At 51.0% G+C, this 15,504-nt stretch carries 14 protein-coding genes and 1 CRISPR repeat array; of the genes, 6 read left to right on the top strand and 8 right to left on the bottom strand.

The window, feature by feature from the left end; translation table 11 throughout:
* Window position 1 precedes the first annotated feature (1 nt).
* Together TEU_RS02475 and TEU_RS11700 are read left to right on the top strand one after the other, a co-directional pair.
* The gene (locus TEU_RS02475) at window positions 2-592 is read left to right on the top strand and encodes a phosphate signaling complex PhoU family protein (RefSeq protein WP_050002282.1); all 591 of its coding nucleotides are present in this window, start codon (window positions 2-4) and stop codon (window positions 590-592) included.
* A gap of 53 nt (window positions 593-645) precedes the next feature.
* Window positions 646-807, top strand: a complete 162-nt coding sequence (locus TEU_RS11700) for a hypothetical protein (protein WP_158506631.1) — start codon at window positions 646-648, stop codon at window positions 805-807.
* A gap of 94 nt (window positions 808-901) precedes the next feature.
* Here the strand turns inward: TEU_RS11700 and TEU_RS02470 are convergent, their stop codons facing one another.
* The 5 genes from TEU_RS02470 to TEU_RS02450 form a co-directional block, all read right to left on the bottom strand.
* On the bottom strand, window positions 902-1,579 hold the full coding sequence (locus TEU_RS02470) for a fumarylacetoacetate hydrolase family protein (protein WP_050002281.1): 678 nt from the start codon (window positions 1,577-1,579) through the stop codon (window positions 902-904).
* A 66-nt stretch (window positions 1,580-1,645) separates the two neighbouring features.
* Complete coding sequence (locus tag TEU_RS02465; RefSeq protein ID WP_050002280.1) at window positions 1,646-2,686, bottom strand: aromatic amino acid transport family protein; 1,041 nt, start codon at window positions 2,684-2,686, stop codon at window positions 1,646-1,648.
* Window positions 2,687-2,971: 285 nt separating this feature from the next.
* The gene (locus TEU_RS02460) at window positions 2,972-3,556 is read right to left on the bottom strand and encodes an HXXEE domain-containing protein (protein ID WP_050002279.1); all 585 of its coding nucleotides are present in this window, start codon (window positions 3,554-3,556) and stop codon (window positions 2,972-2,974) included.
* A gap of 132 nt (window positions 3,557-3,688) precedes the next feature.
* Complete coding sequence (locus TEU_RS02455) at window positions 3,689-3,895, bottom strand: hypothetical protein (RefSeq protein ID WP_050002278.1); 207 nt, start codon at window positions 3,893-3,895, stop codon at window positions 3,689-3,691.
* Window positions 3,896-4,138: 243 nt separating this feature from the next.
* Entirely contained in the window at window positions 4,139-5,218 is a 1,080-nt protein-coding gene (locus tag TEU_RS02450; RefSeq protein ID WP_050002277.1) for a hypothetical protein, read from the bottom strand.
* Between the two features lie 112 nt (window positions 5,219-5,330).
* On the opposite strand from TEU_RS02450, the gene TEU_RS02445 reads away from it, so the two are divergent.
* Both TEU_RS02445 and TEU_RS02440 read left to right on the top strand, forming a co-directional pair.
* Window positions 5,331-5,573 carry a hypothetical protein gene (locus TEU_RS02445; protein ID WP_050002276.1) on the top strand — a complete coding sequence of 81 codons (243 nt, stop codon included), beginning with the start codon at window positions 5,331-5,333 and terminating at the stop codon, window positions 5,571-5,573.
* 45 nt (window positions 5,574-5,618) lie between these two features.
* The gene (locus tag TEU_RS02440) at window positions 5,619-6,311 is read left to right on the top strand and encodes a 3'-5' exonuclease family protein (protein WP_050002275.1); all 693 of its coding nucleotides are present in this window, start codon (window positions 5,619-5,621) and stop codon (window positions 6,309-6,311) included.
* A gap of 2 nt (window positions 6,312-6,313) precedes the next feature.
* Here TEU_RS02440 and TEU_RS02435 read toward each other — a convergent pair whose 3' ends face one another.
* A complete protein-coding gene (locus TEU_RS02435) occupies window positions 6,314-7,465 on the bottom strand; it encodes a tryptophan--tRNA ligase (RefSeq protein ID WP_050002274.1) in 1,152 nt (383 codons plus the stop codon).
* 173 nt (window positions 7,466-7,638) lie between these two features.
* Here TEU_RS02435 and TEU_RS02430 point away from each other — a divergent pair, with 173 nt between their 5' ends.
* Window positions 7,639-8,484 (top strand): DMT family transporter, encoded by an 846-nt coding sequence (locus tag TEU_RS02430; RefSeq protein WP_050002273.1) that lies wholly within the window; start codon window positions 7,639-7,641, stop codon window positions 8,482-8,484.
* Complete coding sequence (locus tag TEU_RS02425; RefSeq protein ID WP_050002272.1) at window positions 8,481-9,248, top strand: MBL fold metallo-hydrolase; 768 nt, start codon at window positions 8,481-8,483, stop codon at window positions 9,246-9,248. Before TEU_RS02430 ends, TEU_RS02425 begins: the two co-directional genes overlap by 4 nt.
* Here TEU_RS02425 and TEU_RS02420 read toward each other — a convergent pair.
* The gene (locus tag TEU_RS02420; RefSeq protein ID WP_050002271.1) at window positions 9,245-9,460 is read right to left on the bottom strand and encodes a hypothetical protein; all 216 of its coding nucleotides are present in this window, start codon (window positions 9,458-9,460) and stop codon (window positions 9,245-9,247) included. The two genes, TEU_RS02425 and TEU_RS02420, sit on opposite strands and share 4 nt — an antisense overlap.
* Window positions 9,461-9,924: 464 nt before the next feature.
* Window positions 9,925-13,447: a CRISPR direct-repeat array (repeat unit 30 nt; unit sequence CTTTCAATTCTCCTAGAGTCTTATTGCAAC).
* Between the two features lie 480 nt (window positions 13,448-13,927).
* The gene (locus tag TEU_RS02410) at window positions 13,928-15,337 is read right to left on the bottom strand and encodes an acetate--CoA ligase family protein (protein WP_050002269.1); all 1,410 of its coding nucleotides are present in this window, start codon (window positions 15,335-15,337) and stop codon (window positions 13,928-13,930) included.
* Between the last annotated feature and the right edge of the window lie 167 nt (window positions 15,338-15,504).

Raw genomic sequence — 15,504 nt, 5'->3', positions numbered from 1 at the left:
CATGAGGAAGCTCCTCGACATAGGGATTGAACAGATGAAGAAGATGATTAGGGAGATGGCGAACGGCTCGATGGAGGCCCTCGAGTCGGCGAGGAGGAGCATAGAAGGCGACTTCGACTCGACTGAGGAAATATCTAGCAGGCTCCACATAATAAGGGCAGACGTCCTTGAGCTAGCCACAGAACTCCTCGTCCGCTACTCGCCGGTTGCGAGCGACCTGCGCTTCATCCAGAGCGCCATAGACGTCTCCTACGACCTCTACAGGATTTCGAGGTATGCTATGGAAATAGAGAGGACGACGAGGATTGTCAAGGGTTCAGTGGAGCTGTCGAGAAAGGCCTTTCCCTTAACCGAGGAGGCCGTCAGGCTCTCGGTTGACGCGTTCAGGGAACTCGACGAGACCCTCGTCGGCAGGCTCCTCGAGATAGACAGACAGATTGACAAGTACTACCTGCTCTCCCTCGAGGCCCTGAACGAGAGCCCGGAGAAGGCCGCGGACGCGCTGATAATGCGCCACCTCGAACGGATAAGCGACCACTCCAAGGAGATAGGCGCGAGGGTGATATATATTCGCGAGGGCAGGCGAGTATAACTATATAGATTATTGCGAAAATCTTTATATTTTTGTCATGATATATTCAACCGGTGAAGGATATGTTCGCGGCGATACTGAACCCCTCCATGGTCGAGCTCATGACGGGGAGGAAGCGGAAGAAGACGAGAATGGAAGAAATCGAGGAGGAGTGGCGCGCCTTCCTCGAAAGGTACGAGGCAGAGGACGTCAAGGAGCGCATCAGGCGCCTTTGAGCCCTTTTGACGGCCTTTCATTTTCCCTGTTTTCCCGGCAGGAAAGGTTTCTCCCGGCCTTAAAAGAATTGTTAAGTCTAAAGAGAAAAACCCATCAGCACAGTATCGAGTTCTCCGCCAGAACGTCGAACTCGACCTTTCCGATGCCCTCTACCCACGCCTCTATTTTGTCCCCGTGCCTCAGCGGGCCGACGCCGGCCGGAGTCCCCGTCGCTATGATGTCGCCGGGCTCAAGCGTCATTATCGAGCTTATGTACTCTATCAGCTCCGGAACCTTGAAGACCATCTCGCTCGTCCGCCCGAGCTGTCTAACCTGGCCGTTCACCTTGAGGCCGATTTCAAGGTCGTCTATCTTCAGCTCTCGCCTGTCCACAATCCTCGGCCCGACGGGTGCGAAAGTGTCGAAGCCCTTCGCCACCGTCCAGGGGAGGCCCTTCTTCCTCGCCTCGGCCTGAAGGTCTCTGGCAGTTATATCTAGCAGTATCGTGTAGCCCATCACGTAGTCCATTGCCTTTTCAGCCGGCACGCGCCTGGCGCGCTTTCCTATTATGACGGCCAGCTCAACCTCGTGGTCAACGCGCCTGCTAATCCTCGGCAGGATTATCGGTTCTCCGGGACCGATTAGAGCACTCGGCGGTTTAAGAAAGAAAACCGGCCTTTCCGGGACGTCACTCTCCATCTCCTTTGCGTGCTCGGCGTAGTTCTTAGCTAAAGCCACAATCTTGCTCGGGCGTAGCTCGTAGAAGCCGTCCATGTAGGGAAGCCTGACCATGATACCACCTACACCTCAATCACGGAACTGGAATTAAACCTTTCCGAAAAAATAAAGGGAGAAAGTTCACCCAGCTTCGGCCTCTCCCTCGACGGTCGCAAAGCCGAGCTTGTAGGTTATATAGAGGACGAGGGGCAGCACTATGAACGCCATGAGGTCGCCGGTGTCTCCTGCAAGCCCCAGGACGCTCACGAAGTCCCCGACTCCGGAGAGGTAAACCGCCAGCGGCGGGACGACCGTTATCGCCCACGCAAGCTTTCTGTCCAGTTTCAGGTACTCCTCCATGTTGCTGAGCTGGGCGAGGCCGATTCCTATGTAGCTCGTGGTTATAGCGAAGAGCGGAATAAGGTTTCCAACGAGGAAGCCAGTCCTGCCGAAGAGGCTCTCAAGGGCCTGGGTGGCTATCTGGGGCGTGTCCCTTCCGAAGACGAGCAGGAACGACGCCATGAAGAGGGTGTAGATTGCGGTTGGTATAACAAAGGCCCACGTGAGTAGCTTCTTGGTCTCCTCGTAGCTTCCGAGCCCCTTGTAAACGTCTGGAATGACAGAGTGGCAGCCGAGGGCGAATATTGAGACTCCGATAATCTTCCAGAGGGTTGAAGTGTCCGAGTACAGCGCGTTCTCAAGCCTTCCCTTCGGGAGGAGCATCACTCCAACGGCCAGGAAGAGGGCGAGCATCACAAGGCTCATGGCAAGCTCGCTCTTTCCGCTCGCTTCAAGGCCGAGGTATATCACTATGGACGCGAGAACCCAGAAGATTAGGGCGCCTACTTTAGGGCTCACCCCAAAGAGGGCCGCGAACACGTCCCCCATTCCCGCGATGTACGCGAGGAGGGCCCCGAAGCTCATGAAAGTCACGCTCGCAAACATTATGAGGCCGCCGCCGGGCCCGAGCATCTTTCTGGCCATTGTGCTCAGCTGGGCGCCGCCCATCCTTGCCGAGAAGTACAGGACGATTCTGGCCGTGAAGAGCATGAGGAGCATTACCCCAACGAGCACGAGGACTGCGGGGATTAGGCCTACTTCCTTGGCCGCGTAAGGTAATCCGAGGACACCGGCCCCTATTTGAGTCCCAATTAAAACTGCGAGGGCTTCACTCCTTTTCATAAGACCACCCCCATTAGAATGAAGGCTTTTCGGAGCTAATATCCCTTTTCCCGCAAAAAACACAGGCCTGAGGCCTCTATAATATGCCAAAATGAACTGGAGTAAAGAGAAATGAACAACAAAGAACAGCAGAGCATGAAAAAATTTTCAAGGAATTTCTTTATTGGTCGAATGGATACATGAACACCTACAGAGTACAGGGCCGGAAAGCCACTCCGGCCTGACCTCCTCCCTGCCCTGAAGGGCGAGGCTTTCGAAAGAAAAATATAAAGGCCGCAGAAGCACTCAGGAGGGCTGCCCTGCCTTCCCCCTCATGAACTTCAGTCCCCAGACCATCAGCGCTCCCTGGATTGCCAGAGCGACGAGAAAGCCAGCGATATGTGCACCGAGCGAGAGCGGGTGGCTGGTGGCGAAGTAGTAAACCGTGTAAGCGCCAACGGGTATGTTGAGCAGCGCGCTCGCCACGAGGCCCGGATTGTAGCCGTGCCTGAAGAACATGCCCACGTGCGAGAGGGCGTTTAGGATTGAGAAATAGGCCGTCCATATTCCGAGTGAAATATCAATAAGACTCGCAAGTATGGCCGAGAGCGGGAACGCGACGAAGATTATCGGAACGTTGATCCAAAGGGCGTGTGTTTTTGTGAGCGGCCAGTCCTCCCGCTTTGAGCCCAGGACTTTCCTGTTGAAGAACTCCACGAAGCCGCCGGGGCAGATGTATTCCTCGAACTGGTGCACCCAGTAGACCGGCGTCTGCAGCCAGATGAGGAAGAGGGCGAAGTTCTCTTTGAGGACGAACAGAACCAGCACAACCGTTATGTATACTGCGAGAAAGGGCGTCGAGATCGGCCAGTACTCTTCAAGCCACGCCATCACCGAACGTTTTTTCGTGGACTTCACGGCGACCACCTGTTTAGAAAACGTTCCTGCGGAATATAACTATGATGGTACTTTCGCGGGGGTCTGAATAAAGTCACTTGAACCGCTATCGAGGACAGCATGCAGTCACCAAATGACACCAAGTGCCGCCAGAACCCCTAGAACGATTAGAACCGTCCCCACGGCCTGGTAGAACCGGTGCACGTTTTCGCCCCAGAACATCTTGGAGCGCGCAACCAGGAGCCTGTAAACGACGAAGTTGCTCCGGGTAACGCCAGAAACCAGCATGAAAAGGCCCACCGCGGCCATAACAACTCCCCATATCTGATTCATGTTTTCACCCAACCACCATTGGCAAGGGCGGGTTAAGTACTTTTCCTAATATCTCCTTAAAGCTGGCACAGAAAAGTTCGGGAGCTAAAGAGAAAGAAACGAACGGGAGACGAGAGAGTTACCTGCTGAATTTGTTCAGCCTCTCAACGGTTGAGGATTGTCTCTTACCTCTTGTAATGTCCTCCTGTACCCTCCTGAACTTAACCACGAGGCTAGGCATAAGCTTTAAGCACTAACAAGAACTTAAAGCCTTTTTTCAAAAATTCTTACTACCCATTCCATTTCACTTACAGAAGGAGGATTCTTAGAGAGTTCAATGATAAACCTTGAACTGCCGGGCAACTTTTCAGTTTTTGTATATAGATACAGCTCTTTCCGTTCCTCAAATCCAAGGGAGGCTAAAAAATTCTCCATAACGCGGGACACTGACCTAACTTGAACAGACTTTACTTCAGGATATTTTTCCTGCAGATATTCAAGCAAAAGTTCAAAGGCCCTCATAACTTCGTTATCATCAGTTCCTTTCAGAAAGGGATTTGGAGAGAAATCAAAGATAACAAGACGTGAATCCCCAATAAAATACCTAACTCCAAAGATGTAATTTGAAAGCGTTCCTGCACTGTCTCCATAGTGAACGCTTAAACAGTGAAAGTCATTCCCTCCATAGAACATCTCCAAAAGCTTATTTTCAATCTCCATTTTGGCCTTTCTGCGAGACACATACTCAACCCACCGGGCTTCTTCAAAGAATATGCATGAATTTTTGCCCGCGACAATAAAGAAATTTCCACCGGCGTACCCTTCATTCAGCATTCTGAGTTTTTTATCGTGCCTTAGCGAAAACACCGCCCAGTAGAGAGGAATAGCCTTGTCCAGGAAAGTTTTCCAATCAAACTTCCCAAGAAAGCCCGAGAGTCCCTCAATCCAATCAATTCCGATAAGAACAATGTAAGGGCAAAACTTGTATGACAACTCTGAAAGCTCAGGCTCATTCTCTTTAGAATCAGCAAGATGTTTCAAAAATTTAAGCTTCTGTTGTAAAGAATAAAACTCCTTCCAGCACTCTATAATCGCCTTGGCTTTTTCAGGGTCCCAAAGAAGTTTATAGGGCTTCTTTTGTCTTCCCTGCGAGTTTTGCACAGGAATAGGATCGTCCAAAACCTTCAAACGCACAAGCTCATTCAAGACCCTTCGAACAGACTCTTGTCGTTTTCCAAGTTCTTTTGAGAGGTTATACACGGTAAGTTCTTTACCCTCCTGTGCAAGTTCAATTATTCGGTATGCAATCTCAGTGAATTCCTCAGTATCTTTTAACCTCCCCATATAGGCCCCCGTTATGGTTAGTAGGTATTCACAAAAAAGTGTTTCTTTTTGAGAATACCCCCTTATAAAGTAAACTGCGAAATAAGTATTGACAGTTTTCGGAGGTGATACCATGGGCAAGAAGGGTTCCAAACCCATGACATGGGAGGCCGCGAGGAGAATACAGAGCGCAGTGGACAGCGGAAGGGCCGTCAAGGCGGACGAGGGCTTCAAGGCCAGGGCCATGAGCGCCGCCGCGAGGAACTCGAAGAACAATGACGACGAGTTCGAGGACTGGGTTGTCGAAGAAATAATGCTGGCATCAGAGGAAGGAACAGACGTTGATGATATTTTTGATATTGGCAACTGGTTCTGATATCCTTACTTTTTTGATGGCATTACAACCGGGGGAGGATTCAACATGAGGTTTAAACGCGGGGTTACACACGTTATTTTCTTTGACATTGAATACTACGTTCCCAGAGAACACCGGAACGGGCCCGGATTAAGAGCCAACCCCTACCTGAACGGAAGCTTCGTCATGGGCGGCGTCTTCCAGAGGTACTTCCCCATAGATGAGAAGCCGGAAAAGAAGGAGGAGTTCTGGATATGGGACATGGAAGGTAAGGACGTCGTGGAGCAGGAGAAGAATCTCTTGGAGAAAATATACCTCTACTTCAGGGAGAGCTGGACACGGTGGGAACTGTTGGGCAAAGACCCCGGGCTGACGGAGCCGATGGCAGTAGGCTTCGGGATAACGCGCCTCGATATTCCCGTGCTTTTTGTCAGGAGTCTAATTCACGGAATAGCCGAGCTGGAGAGGCTCTACGACACATACTTTAAACTCAGGCACTTCGACCTCAGCGTCGCCTCCGCCCCTGTACTCCCCGAGAGCAGGAACAGAAAAGTGCTCGCCCCTGTGTCACAGAACTGGGCAGTTCGGAACCTCCTCGGAGACGGAAGAAGAAAACCGAGCGGCACAACCGTGTGGGAACTATACGATGCAGGGGAATATCAGGCCATAATGGAAAGAACCCGCGAGGAGGTGGAACTCGCGAGGAAGGTTTATCAAGAACTTAGAAAATTAAGGAACGGCCTCCCCGGCCGCCCCTGATTTCAGTTCTTTAACGGCTCAGGAATCGCCTTATCCCACTGGTCCCTTGCCAGCTCGCCGGTGTACTTGAACTTCTCGACCTTCTTCTCGGCCTCCTTGCGCTTCTTCTGGTGCTCCTTCAGGAACTCCTGCACCTTCTTGATGAGGTAGCGCTTGCACTCACCGCAGGTAAGCTCTCCAGCTTTACACGCGTGATAGCGCTCCATCAGCTTCTTGTCGTCCTCCTCGAAGAAGATTTCAAGCCATTTGAAGACGACGCACTTCTCCGGGTTTCCGCCCTTCTCCCTCTGCTCTTTGAGCGTCGGCTGACCGCCCGTTAAGGCGAACTTCCAGATTTTCTTTCCAGCTTCCTCAGGGTCATCGGTGAGGTAAACGGCAGTTTCCGGCTTGCTGGCGCTCATCTTCCCCTCAAGGCCCGTCAGCGGCGGGACGAACTTCGAGTGCAAAGCAGCGGTCTTGTAGTAGCCGAGGCTCTCGGCGAAGTCCCTCTGGAGCCTCCAGTAGGGGTCCTGGTCAATTGCTGCTGGAATTAAACAGCGCTTCTTCTCGAAGAAGGTCGGTGCGGCCTGTATGGCAGGGTAGAAAATCATTCCAATCTTGCTCTGGTCGGTGAAGCCAAAAACTGCTCTAGCCATCGAGAAGTTTATCTTCTTGGCTATCGGAAGGGCCATCTCGTAAATCTTCGTGAACTCGCTGTCCTGGAAGATGAAGGTCCTGTCGGGGTCGAAGCCGACCGCTATGATGTCGAGTATGTTCTCGTAGGCCCATCTCTTTGTCTCGTCCAGGGTGAGGTTCTTGAAGAGGAACTTCTCGTCATCGGTTATCTGTATGTAGAGGTTGACGCCAAACTTCTCCTGGAGCCACTTGGTCGCGTAGAACGGGATTATGTGACCTATGTGCATCGGCCCGCTCGGGCCCCTCCCCGTGTACAGGAAGAAGCCCCTTCCGCTCTCGTAGTCGGCAAGGATTTTATCATAGTCCCTGTGGGAGAAGAAGAACCTCCTCCTGAAGAATATCGGCAGTTCGCTCTTCGTGAGCCTTGCGGTCTTCTCCAGCAGTTCATCGGTCAGCGGGCTCGTTCCGAACTCCTCTATCAGCCTGTCGTAGTCCACCAGACCCTCAACGTCCCATGGGGTAACCTTAAATTCGTCCATTCAAAACACCTCCATTTCCAGTGGAAACGAAACTCAAGACTAAGGCGGTGCAGAAGAGGAGGGCTTCACCAAGGCCAAAAACAACCACCGAACATGGGTTGAAAAAGGGGGCGGGAGCATTTAAAGTTTTTGGACGAAGACCATAAAAACCCGGCCAACCTATACGGCCCACCATGAACAGCGAGACCGAAGGAACCCTGCTGGCATTCGCGGTGCTTGTACTGCTCGGTCTCGAGCCGGTTGTAATCAAGGCCAACCCCGTTAGCCCGTTCGCCTTCGCCTCGCTTTCGGCTATAGTCGCGTCTTTAGTCCTCTGGCCCCTCGTCCTGCTCCGGAGCCAGGCAAAGGAAGTCCTTGAGAGGCCGGGCGAGATAAAGAAGACGTTCCTCACGGGTCTTTTCGCGACGGCTATAGCGTACTCACTCTTCGCTTACGGAACCAGGCTGAGCTCGGCCATAAACTCCGCCATAATAACGCGCTTCGAGGTGTTCTACTCGTTTCTAATCTCGTGGCTTCTCCTGAGGGAGAGGATAAGCGGAAGGGCCGTGCTCTCTGCACTCGCCCTAATCGCGGGCGTGTTCCTCGTGGTCACACAAGGGGAGAGGCCCGAACTCCTGAAGGGCGATATCTTGCTTCTCCTGACCCCCCTCTTCTGGCAGCTCGGGCACGCGGTGGCGAAGAAGACCAACTACAGCCCGCTGACCATAGCGGCATTGAGGAACACCTTCGGCGGGCTTCTCCTCCTCGTCCCGGCAGTAATAACTGGCTTCGCCTTCACAGAGTTCGCGTTGGCAGAGGGCATTATAATCGCGCTGACCCAGGGCCTCTGGTACATGGCGATAGCGCGGATCAACCTCTCGAAGGCAACCGCCATCTTGACCCCAGCCCCTGCTTTAACCGTGCTAATCTCAACCGCCGTCCTCGGGGAGGAGGTTACGGCATACCACCTGGCGGGATTAGCTTTAATAACCATCGGAACGCTGACCATCAGCAGGGAAGAAAGTGAGGTGGTAAAATGAAGGTCGTAATCCTGGGTTCCGGTTCCTACAGCGGGACTCCAAAGCCAATGTGCACCTGCGAGAACTGCTCGCGGGCGAGGGTCAATCCGGCATCGAGGAGGACAAGGTTCTCGGTGTACTTTGAGGGAACTCTGGTCGACCCGAGCCCAGACCTGCACTACCACCTTGAGAGGCTGAACAAGAAGGTGGAGCGAGTCTTAATCACGCACGGCCACTTCGACCACGTCTTCGGCCTGCCGGAACTTCAGGTCTTCAAGAGGATGGAGTTCTACTCCCGCAGGGAGACGATTGAGGTCGCGAAGAGCATCGCCAGGCTGGCCTTCGGCTCGGAGAACCCGGAGGGGTACGATTGGAGCTACCACGAGCTCGAACCGTGGGAAGAAACCGGAATAGGGGACATGAAGGTCACGCATTTCCCCGTCGTGCACACGACAACGGCGGGGGGCTTCGTCATAGAGGTGAAGGGCAAGAGGATAGCTGTAACCGGGGACACCGGGCCGGAGATTCTAAAGGACGAGAGGGCCCTAAAGCTGATGGAGGGGGCCGACCTTCTCATAGCCGAGATGACGCACAGGGAGGCAATCCCAGGCACACACCTTGGAGTCAAAGAGGCCATAGAGCTCGCAAAGAGGGTTGGCGCTGGTTACACGGTCTTCGCCCACATAAGCCACAGCAACTACCCCCACGAAGTCCTAGAGAAGAGGGTCAGGGAAAGCGGCGTCGCTGGGGAAGTCTCGAGGGACTTCACGTGGATTGAAGTTTAGATCTGCCTTCTAAGGTCTGCAGGCTTCAAAATCAATGCTATACAAAAAATCGCCAAGAAGACTAAGATCACCCCAAGGAGAAAACCACCGGTCAGGTAGTAGGAAATGAGTAGAAGAGAGCGGAACAGGAGGAGAATAACGGGTATCGCCGCTATCAGAATCACTACTAGGTAGTCCTCAACAAAAGATCTGATCTTTCTCCTGAGACCCATGTTTATACTTTTTGATTTTTGAATTAAATGTTTTTCGTTTATCCAGTCGTAAGAAAGAGGACCGAAACCCCATCAGCATCTACCATCAGAGTGCATTTCAACTCCTCCAGAGTCAAAACTTGTCCAATTGGGCCCTCTCAACAATACAGTATCGAAATTGACAAAGGGTTGCATATAGTACTACACCACGCGAATAGTTTTAATTTTCAAACACAATGCTCATACTGGTGGTGTGATATGCTAATAGACACACAGCTGTATGGAGTCGTTGCAAGAACGACCAAACAAGCACCGAGCCAAACATCACAGCGGTGATACTGGCAGTGGGAATGTACATCGTCTTCTTGGCCATGGCTTATTACACCCTTGTAAAGAAGTCGTAGAAGAGCCGTCTTTGTTCTGCTTTTCCCGTTCTCCATTTATTAGAACCTGTGCCTACAGGTTCGGGCCAATGAAGCAGTCACACCTCAATTCTCTTAGAGTCTTATTGCAACCTTGATTTTCTCGTCTTCCATCTCGATGTTCGCGACTCTTTCAATTCTCTTAGAGTCTTATTGCAACGTTTGTCGAGAGCCTCACCGTTCCCCCAGAGTTCAACTTTCAATTCTCCTGGAGTCTTATTGCAACCTTCTGCCAGGTCGCCATTACCCCACCCCCTCAATAGTCTTTCAATTCTCCTAGAGTCTTATTGCAACATGAGATGGGGATTGTGGACAACATAAAGAACATTTTCACTTTCAATTCTCCTAGAGTCTTATTGCAACATCGTTTCTGCGGCGCCGTTCCTCGCGGAGTTCTCGGCTCTTTCAATTCTCCTAGAGTCTTATTGCAACATGACGACCTAATTCCCTATCTCAAACCAGATGTGTCTTTCAATTCTCCTAGAGTCTTATTGCAACTAGAGAACCCCCCCAACAGCGACAAGACCGTCCACATCACTTTCAATTCTCCTAGAGTCTTATTGCAACTGGGGCAAGGGCTACTACGTGCCCTGGGCCTTCGTCGAGCTTTCAATTCTCCTAGAGTCTTATTGCAACGTGTCGTAGAAGGTAAAGGTTATACTCCTTGAGGATACCTTTCAATTCTCCTAGAGTCTTATTGCAACAGCTTGACCAGCCACTGCCGGGCGCTGTACGGCTCACTTTCAATTCTCCTAGAGTCTTATTGCAACCATTCTCGCAGGCACTAAGGATAATAGCACAGGACCACTTTCAATTCTCCTAGAGTCTTATTGCAACCGTACTCGCTTATGGTTCTCCCCGGAAGGGCCCTCGGCTTTCAATTCTCCTAGAGTCTTATTGCAACCTGGCAAAGTCTGCGTACAAGTCTTCCCAGTGCTTTGTACCTTTCAATTCTCCTAGAGTCTTATTGCAACGGAACAGTGCTCCGAAGACTGCGTAGCCCCTCCACTCTTTCAATTCTCCTAGAGTCTTATTGCAACCTCCTCGCGACCCCCTTCTTCCATCTCGCGGACGATGCTTTCAATTCTCCTAGAGTCTTATTGCAACGACAGCACCCTCAAGCGCCTCGGCTACATTTTCCTTTCTTTCAATTCTCCTAGAGTCTTATTGCAACGTTCGCTTATGCTGGGGGACATCGTCACCTGATATTCTTTCAATTCTCCTAGAGTCTTATTGCAACCTGCAGCAGGAGGAGGAACAACTGTAGCAACAACAACGGCTTTCAATTCTCCTAGAGTCTTATTGCAACCCCTTTTGGCGACCACGACGGCCCTTGAGCCCTTCACTTTCAATTCTCCTAGAGTCTTATTGCAACCTAACTGTCGGCATGGCTACCACCTTCGGCGGTGCTCTCTTTCAATTCTCCTAGAGTCTTATTGCAACGCTACGGCAACTGAGGCTATCTTTACCATAATTAGCCTTTCAATTCTCCTAGAGTCTTATTGCAACAGTGAGTTATCGCGGTGAGTGTAGTCGCTGTCAGTCGCTTTCAATTCTCCTAGAGTCTTATTGCAACCTTTCCGAAAGAACGAAATAAGAAGGGTCAGCAGTCACTTTCAATTCTCCTAGAGTCTTATTGCAACGATACGTTTCATTAAAGGAAGAGCTCGGCGAGCTTGCTTTCAATTCTCCTAGAGTCTTATTGCAACATGAATGTCCTATTATTTTCAATGGGAAACTTATCATCTTTCAATTCTCCTAGAGTCTTATTGCAACTTGAGGAGTACGACCGGCTCTTTCAGGAGGAGTTCGAGCTTTCAATTCTCCTAGAGTCTTATTGCAACCTCGGGGTGGCCCATCTTGTCGGCGACCCAGCCCATCCTTTCAATTCTCCTAGAGTCTTATTGCAACCTCCTCCATCGTGTACTCCCCACCGCGAAGGAACTCGTCTTTCAATTCTCCTAGAGTCTTATTGCAACTAGTAACCTGGTTAGTGGCAGAGTTCGGGTTTATGCTTTCAATTCTCCTAGAGTCTTATTGCAACTCTTTGAGGGTGTTCCGGCAGAAAAGATTCTACCGACTTTCAATTCTCCTAGAGTCTTATTGCAACCTATGAGCACAAGATTAAGGGCCAGATGGACGAAATCCTTTCAATTCTCCTAGAGTCTTATTGCAACTTTATCCTCGCAAGGTCGTCGCCGTAAATGGTAAGAGCTTTCAATTCTCCTAGAGTCTTATTGCAACTGGAGCCTCGGCTACTACTCCTTCGACAACTACGAGCAGCTTTCAATTCTCCTAGAGTCTTATTGCAACTCACCTGCTCCGGCGGGTGCTTCTTCGGGTTGTTCACATCTTTCAATTCTCCTAGAGTCTTATTGCAACAATGAGTTTGTTAATCTCAATCAGCTCAGTAACGTTTCTTTCAATTCTCCTAGAGTCTTATTGCAACCCACTTGGTCGTGCGTAGCAAGGGCACGGAGGACTTCTTTCAATTCTCCTAGAGTCTTATTGCAACCCGCCCACCACCAGACCCGCTTTTTCCAGTTTTTCAGCTTTCAATTCTCCTAGAGTCTTATTGCAACCTCTATTATCTCATCCACCCCTCCTTCCGTAATCCTCTTTCAATTCTCCTAGAGTCTTATTGCAACGCTTTCAGACGCTGACCCTAACCACATTACTTTCTTCTTTCAATTCTCCTAGAGTCTTATTGCAACTCGGAAATTACTCTTCTTCCAGCTCGACGCGTACACGCTTTCAATTCTCCTAGAGTCTTATTGCAACATGTCCGAGCCGACCGGGATGCCGCCAACCTCTGCGACTTTCAATTCTCCTAGAGTCTTATTGCAACCTCGAAATCGGGCTGAGGCTTCCGCTGCGGAGGCCGCTTTCAATTCTCCTAGAGTCTTATTGCAACATTACTTTTGGTACGAACTCTTCTGGCGGGTGACGACTTTCAATTCTCCTAGAGTCTTATTGCAACGAACGGCGACACGGTGGCAGGGCGCGGTATCTTCCGCTTTCAATTCTCCTAGAGTCTTATTGCAACGATGACCCAACAGAAGAAGCAGTTAAATTCGCTTATACCTTTCAATTCTCCTAGAGTCTTATTGCAACCGGCCCTTCCGATGATTGGGGAACCGCATACTCTCCTCCTTTCAATTCTCCTAGAGTCTTATTGCAACTCACCACCTCGAACCTACTAAGGCTATATCCCTTAAAACTTTCAATTCTCCTAGAGTCTTATTGCAACTCCCCTTTCTTCTCCGCTTTTTCCTTGAGTTCTCTACTTTCAATTCTCCTAGAGTCTTATTGCAACGTAGTATGGGGGATTACTATGAGATTGCTAATAAGACCTTTCAATTCTCCTAGAGTCTTATTGCAACGTGACGGGGCGTGGCGTTTGTAGATATTACTGACTTGGCTTTCAATTCTCCTAGAGTCTTATTGCAACGACGCTTAGCGAAGTGCTCGGCGCCCAGTTCCACGACACTTTCAATTCTCCTAGAGTCTTATTGCAACGTACAGCCGAACTCTCAGGTCGTCCAGGTGTATTCGACTTTCAATTCTCCTAGAGTCTTATTGCAACAGGGCGGAAAATTCGCCCATTCGCCCAACAGAGGGCTATAGACACCCAAATATTTAAGCTTTTCTGGAAAACGGCGGTAAAAAGCCCCCCAAAGGCCCCTGATTGGAGCCCTTTGCCGTCTTCAGCAACCAAATAAACCCCTTAAAAAATACAATGAACATCAAAGTACACGAGATTTCCAGGGCCCCAAAGGGAAGGTATTTCGAGCAATTTCCCTTAAAGTTCCCAAAATAATGAAAAACAGCATTTTCAACAGGGTTTAAGGCCAACGGAGGGGTAAGCTTCCCCCATTCAAATTTCCACAAAAAATTCGTTACAAATACCTGCTCAAACCACAACATAATGTCACAATTCCAAAAGAGCAAAAACCGATTTACAAAACCCAAACAGAACTCTATACGGCAAAACTCACGACCAAAAACAAGAGTTCTGGAAAATAGGACTTATGAACGTGATACAAAATACAAAGAGAGAAAAAGCTCAGAGCCTTCCGTTCTCCATAAGCCACTCGCCGTACTTGACGAGGGCGTAGACCGCATCAACGCCGTCCTCGACGGTCTCGTAAACTGGAACGCCCCTGAGCTCGATGTTCCTCGCCATCTTGTGCGGGTACTCACCACCCGGGGCAACGAAGACTATCGGCTTGCCGTACTCCTGCATCTTTGCGACGGCATCAACTATTCCCTCGTCGAGGGCCGGGCTCTGGAAGAGGGCTATGACGACGAGGACGTCGACGTTCGGGTCTTCCAGCGCGTAGCGCATGGCAACCTCGTATCTGCTCGACGGGGCGTCGCCGATGACGTCTATCGGGTTCTTGTAGGACATGTGGGCGGGCAGCTTTCCGGCCTCGATGTCCTTCCTGAACTTCTCGTTCGTCTCTTCGCTCAGCTCGGCGAGCTTCATGCCGCTCTCAAGCAGGCCGTCGCTCATCATGACTCCGGCACCGCCGCCGTTGGTGACTATGGCAACACGATTGCCCTTCGCGGGCTTCTGCATTGCCAGGGCCTTGGCGTAGTTGAAGAGCTGGCGCATGCTCTTGGCGCTTAAAACACCGGTCTGCTCAAAGGCGGCCTCGTATATCTTGAAGGAGCCCGCAAGGGAGCCGGTGTGACTGGCGGCGGCCTTGGCGCCGGCCTCAGTCCTTCCCGCCTTGAGAATAATGATGGGCTTCTTGAGCGTGACCTCCTTGGCGGTGTTGAAGAACTTCCTTCCGTCCTTGACGCCTTCTATGTAGCCGGTGATAACGCCGGTTTTGGGGTCGTCGCCGAGGTAGGCCATGAAGTCGCTCTCGTCGAGGTCTGCCATGTTTCCGAGGCTAATGAACTTGCTCATGCCTATCTTGTGGTTTGCGGCCCAGTCGAGAATCGCCGCTCCGAAAGCACCGCTCTGGCTCATGAAGGCGACCTTTCCGAAGGGCGGCCTGGCCTGTCTCTCCGGCGGGTTGAAGTTGCAGTCGAAGCCGTTCTCAAGGTTGGTGACGCCGAGACAGTTTGGGCCGACGAGCCTTATTCCCCACTTCCTGGCGCGCTTCACAATCTCCTCCTCAAGGTCGGCCCTTCCGGCTTCCTTGAAGCCGGCAGAGATAACGACTGCGCCCTTGACGCCCTTCTCGCCGCACTCGTCGATGACGTCAGGAACAAACTTAGCCGGAACGGCTATGACGGCGACGTCAACCTCGTCGGGTATGTCCTTAATGCTCCTGTAAACGGGGAACTTCTTCCCGTTTATCTCGATTTCACCACCCTTAACGTTGACTGCGTAGACTTTGCCGTCAAAGCGGAGCGTCATGGAGCGCATTATAGCGTTTCCGACCTTCCCTGGCACGTTGGAAGCGCCTATAACAGCGACGCTCCGGGGGTAAAACAGGAAGTCAAGGTTTGGAGCCTCCACCTTTCTCCACCTCCGAAAGTTTTTCGGCCATATCTATTTAAGGGTTCCGAAAGTGGACATTTTATCCAATGGGCTTTTTAAAATGCCGTGTTCCTTTACATATATAAAGCTACCGGAACGGAAAAGGTTAAAACAATTAAGCGTTTAAAAGAGCATTGGAGCGTTAA

This window comes from Thermococcus eurythermalis (assembly GCF_000769655.1).
In the GTDB taxonomy this organism is placed as follows: domain Archaea; phylum Methanobacteriota_B; class Thermococci; order Thermococcales; family Thermococcaceae; genus Thermococcus; species Thermococcus eurythermalis.
Note: the sequence above shows the minus strand (reverse complement) of the source record. Positions and strands in the feature narration are given on the sequence as shown.

Coding starts and splice junctions, on each gene's coding strand:
- TEU_RS02455 (WP_050002278.1), bottom strand. CDS start 3,895: ATGAATCAGATATGGGGAGTTGTTATGGCCGCGGTGGGCCTTTTCATG.
- TEU_RS02445 (WP_050002276.1), top strand. CDS start 5,331: ATGGGCAAGAAGGGTTCCAAACCCATGACATGGGAGGCCGCGAGGAGA.
- TEU_RS02425 (WP_050002272.1), top strand. CDS start 8,481: ATGAAGGTCGTAATCCTGGGTTCCGGTTCCTACAGCGGGACTCCAAAG.
- TEU_RS02420 (WP_050002271.1), bottom strand. CDS start 9,460: ATGGGTCTCAGGAGAAAGATCAGATCTTTTGTTGAGGACTACCTAGTA.
- TEU_RS02435 (WP_050002274.1), bottom strand. CDS start 7,465: ATGGACGAATTTAAGGTTACCCCATGGGACGTTGAGGGTCTGGTGGAC.
- TEU_RS02430 (WP_050002273.1), top strand. CDS start 7,639: ATGAACAGCGAGACCGAAGGAACCCTGCTGGCATTCGCGGTGCTTGTA.
- TEU_RS02440 (WP_050002275.1), top strand. CDS start 5,619: ATGAGGTTTAAACGCGGGGTTACACACGTTATTTTCTTTGACATTGAA.
- TEU_RS02465 (WP_050002280.1), bottom strand. CDS start 2,686: ATGAAAAGGAGTGAAGCCCTCGCAGTTTTAATTGGGACTCAAATAGGG.
- TEU_RS02475 (WP_050002282.1), top strand. CDS start 2: ATGAGGAAGCTCCTCGACATAGGGATTGAACAGATGAAGAAGATGATT.
- TEU_RS02450 (WP_050002277.1), bottom strand. CDS start 5,218: ATGGGGAGGTTAAAAGATACTGAGGAATTCACTGAGATTGCATACCGA.
- TEU_RS02460 (WP_050002279.1), bottom strand. CDS start 3,556: ATGGCGTGGCTTGAAGAGTACTGGCCGATCTCGACGCCCTTTCTCGCA.
- TEU_RS02470 (WP_050002281.1), bottom strand. CDS start 1,579: ATGGTCAGGCTTCCCTACATGGACGGCTTCTACGAGCTACGCCCGAGC.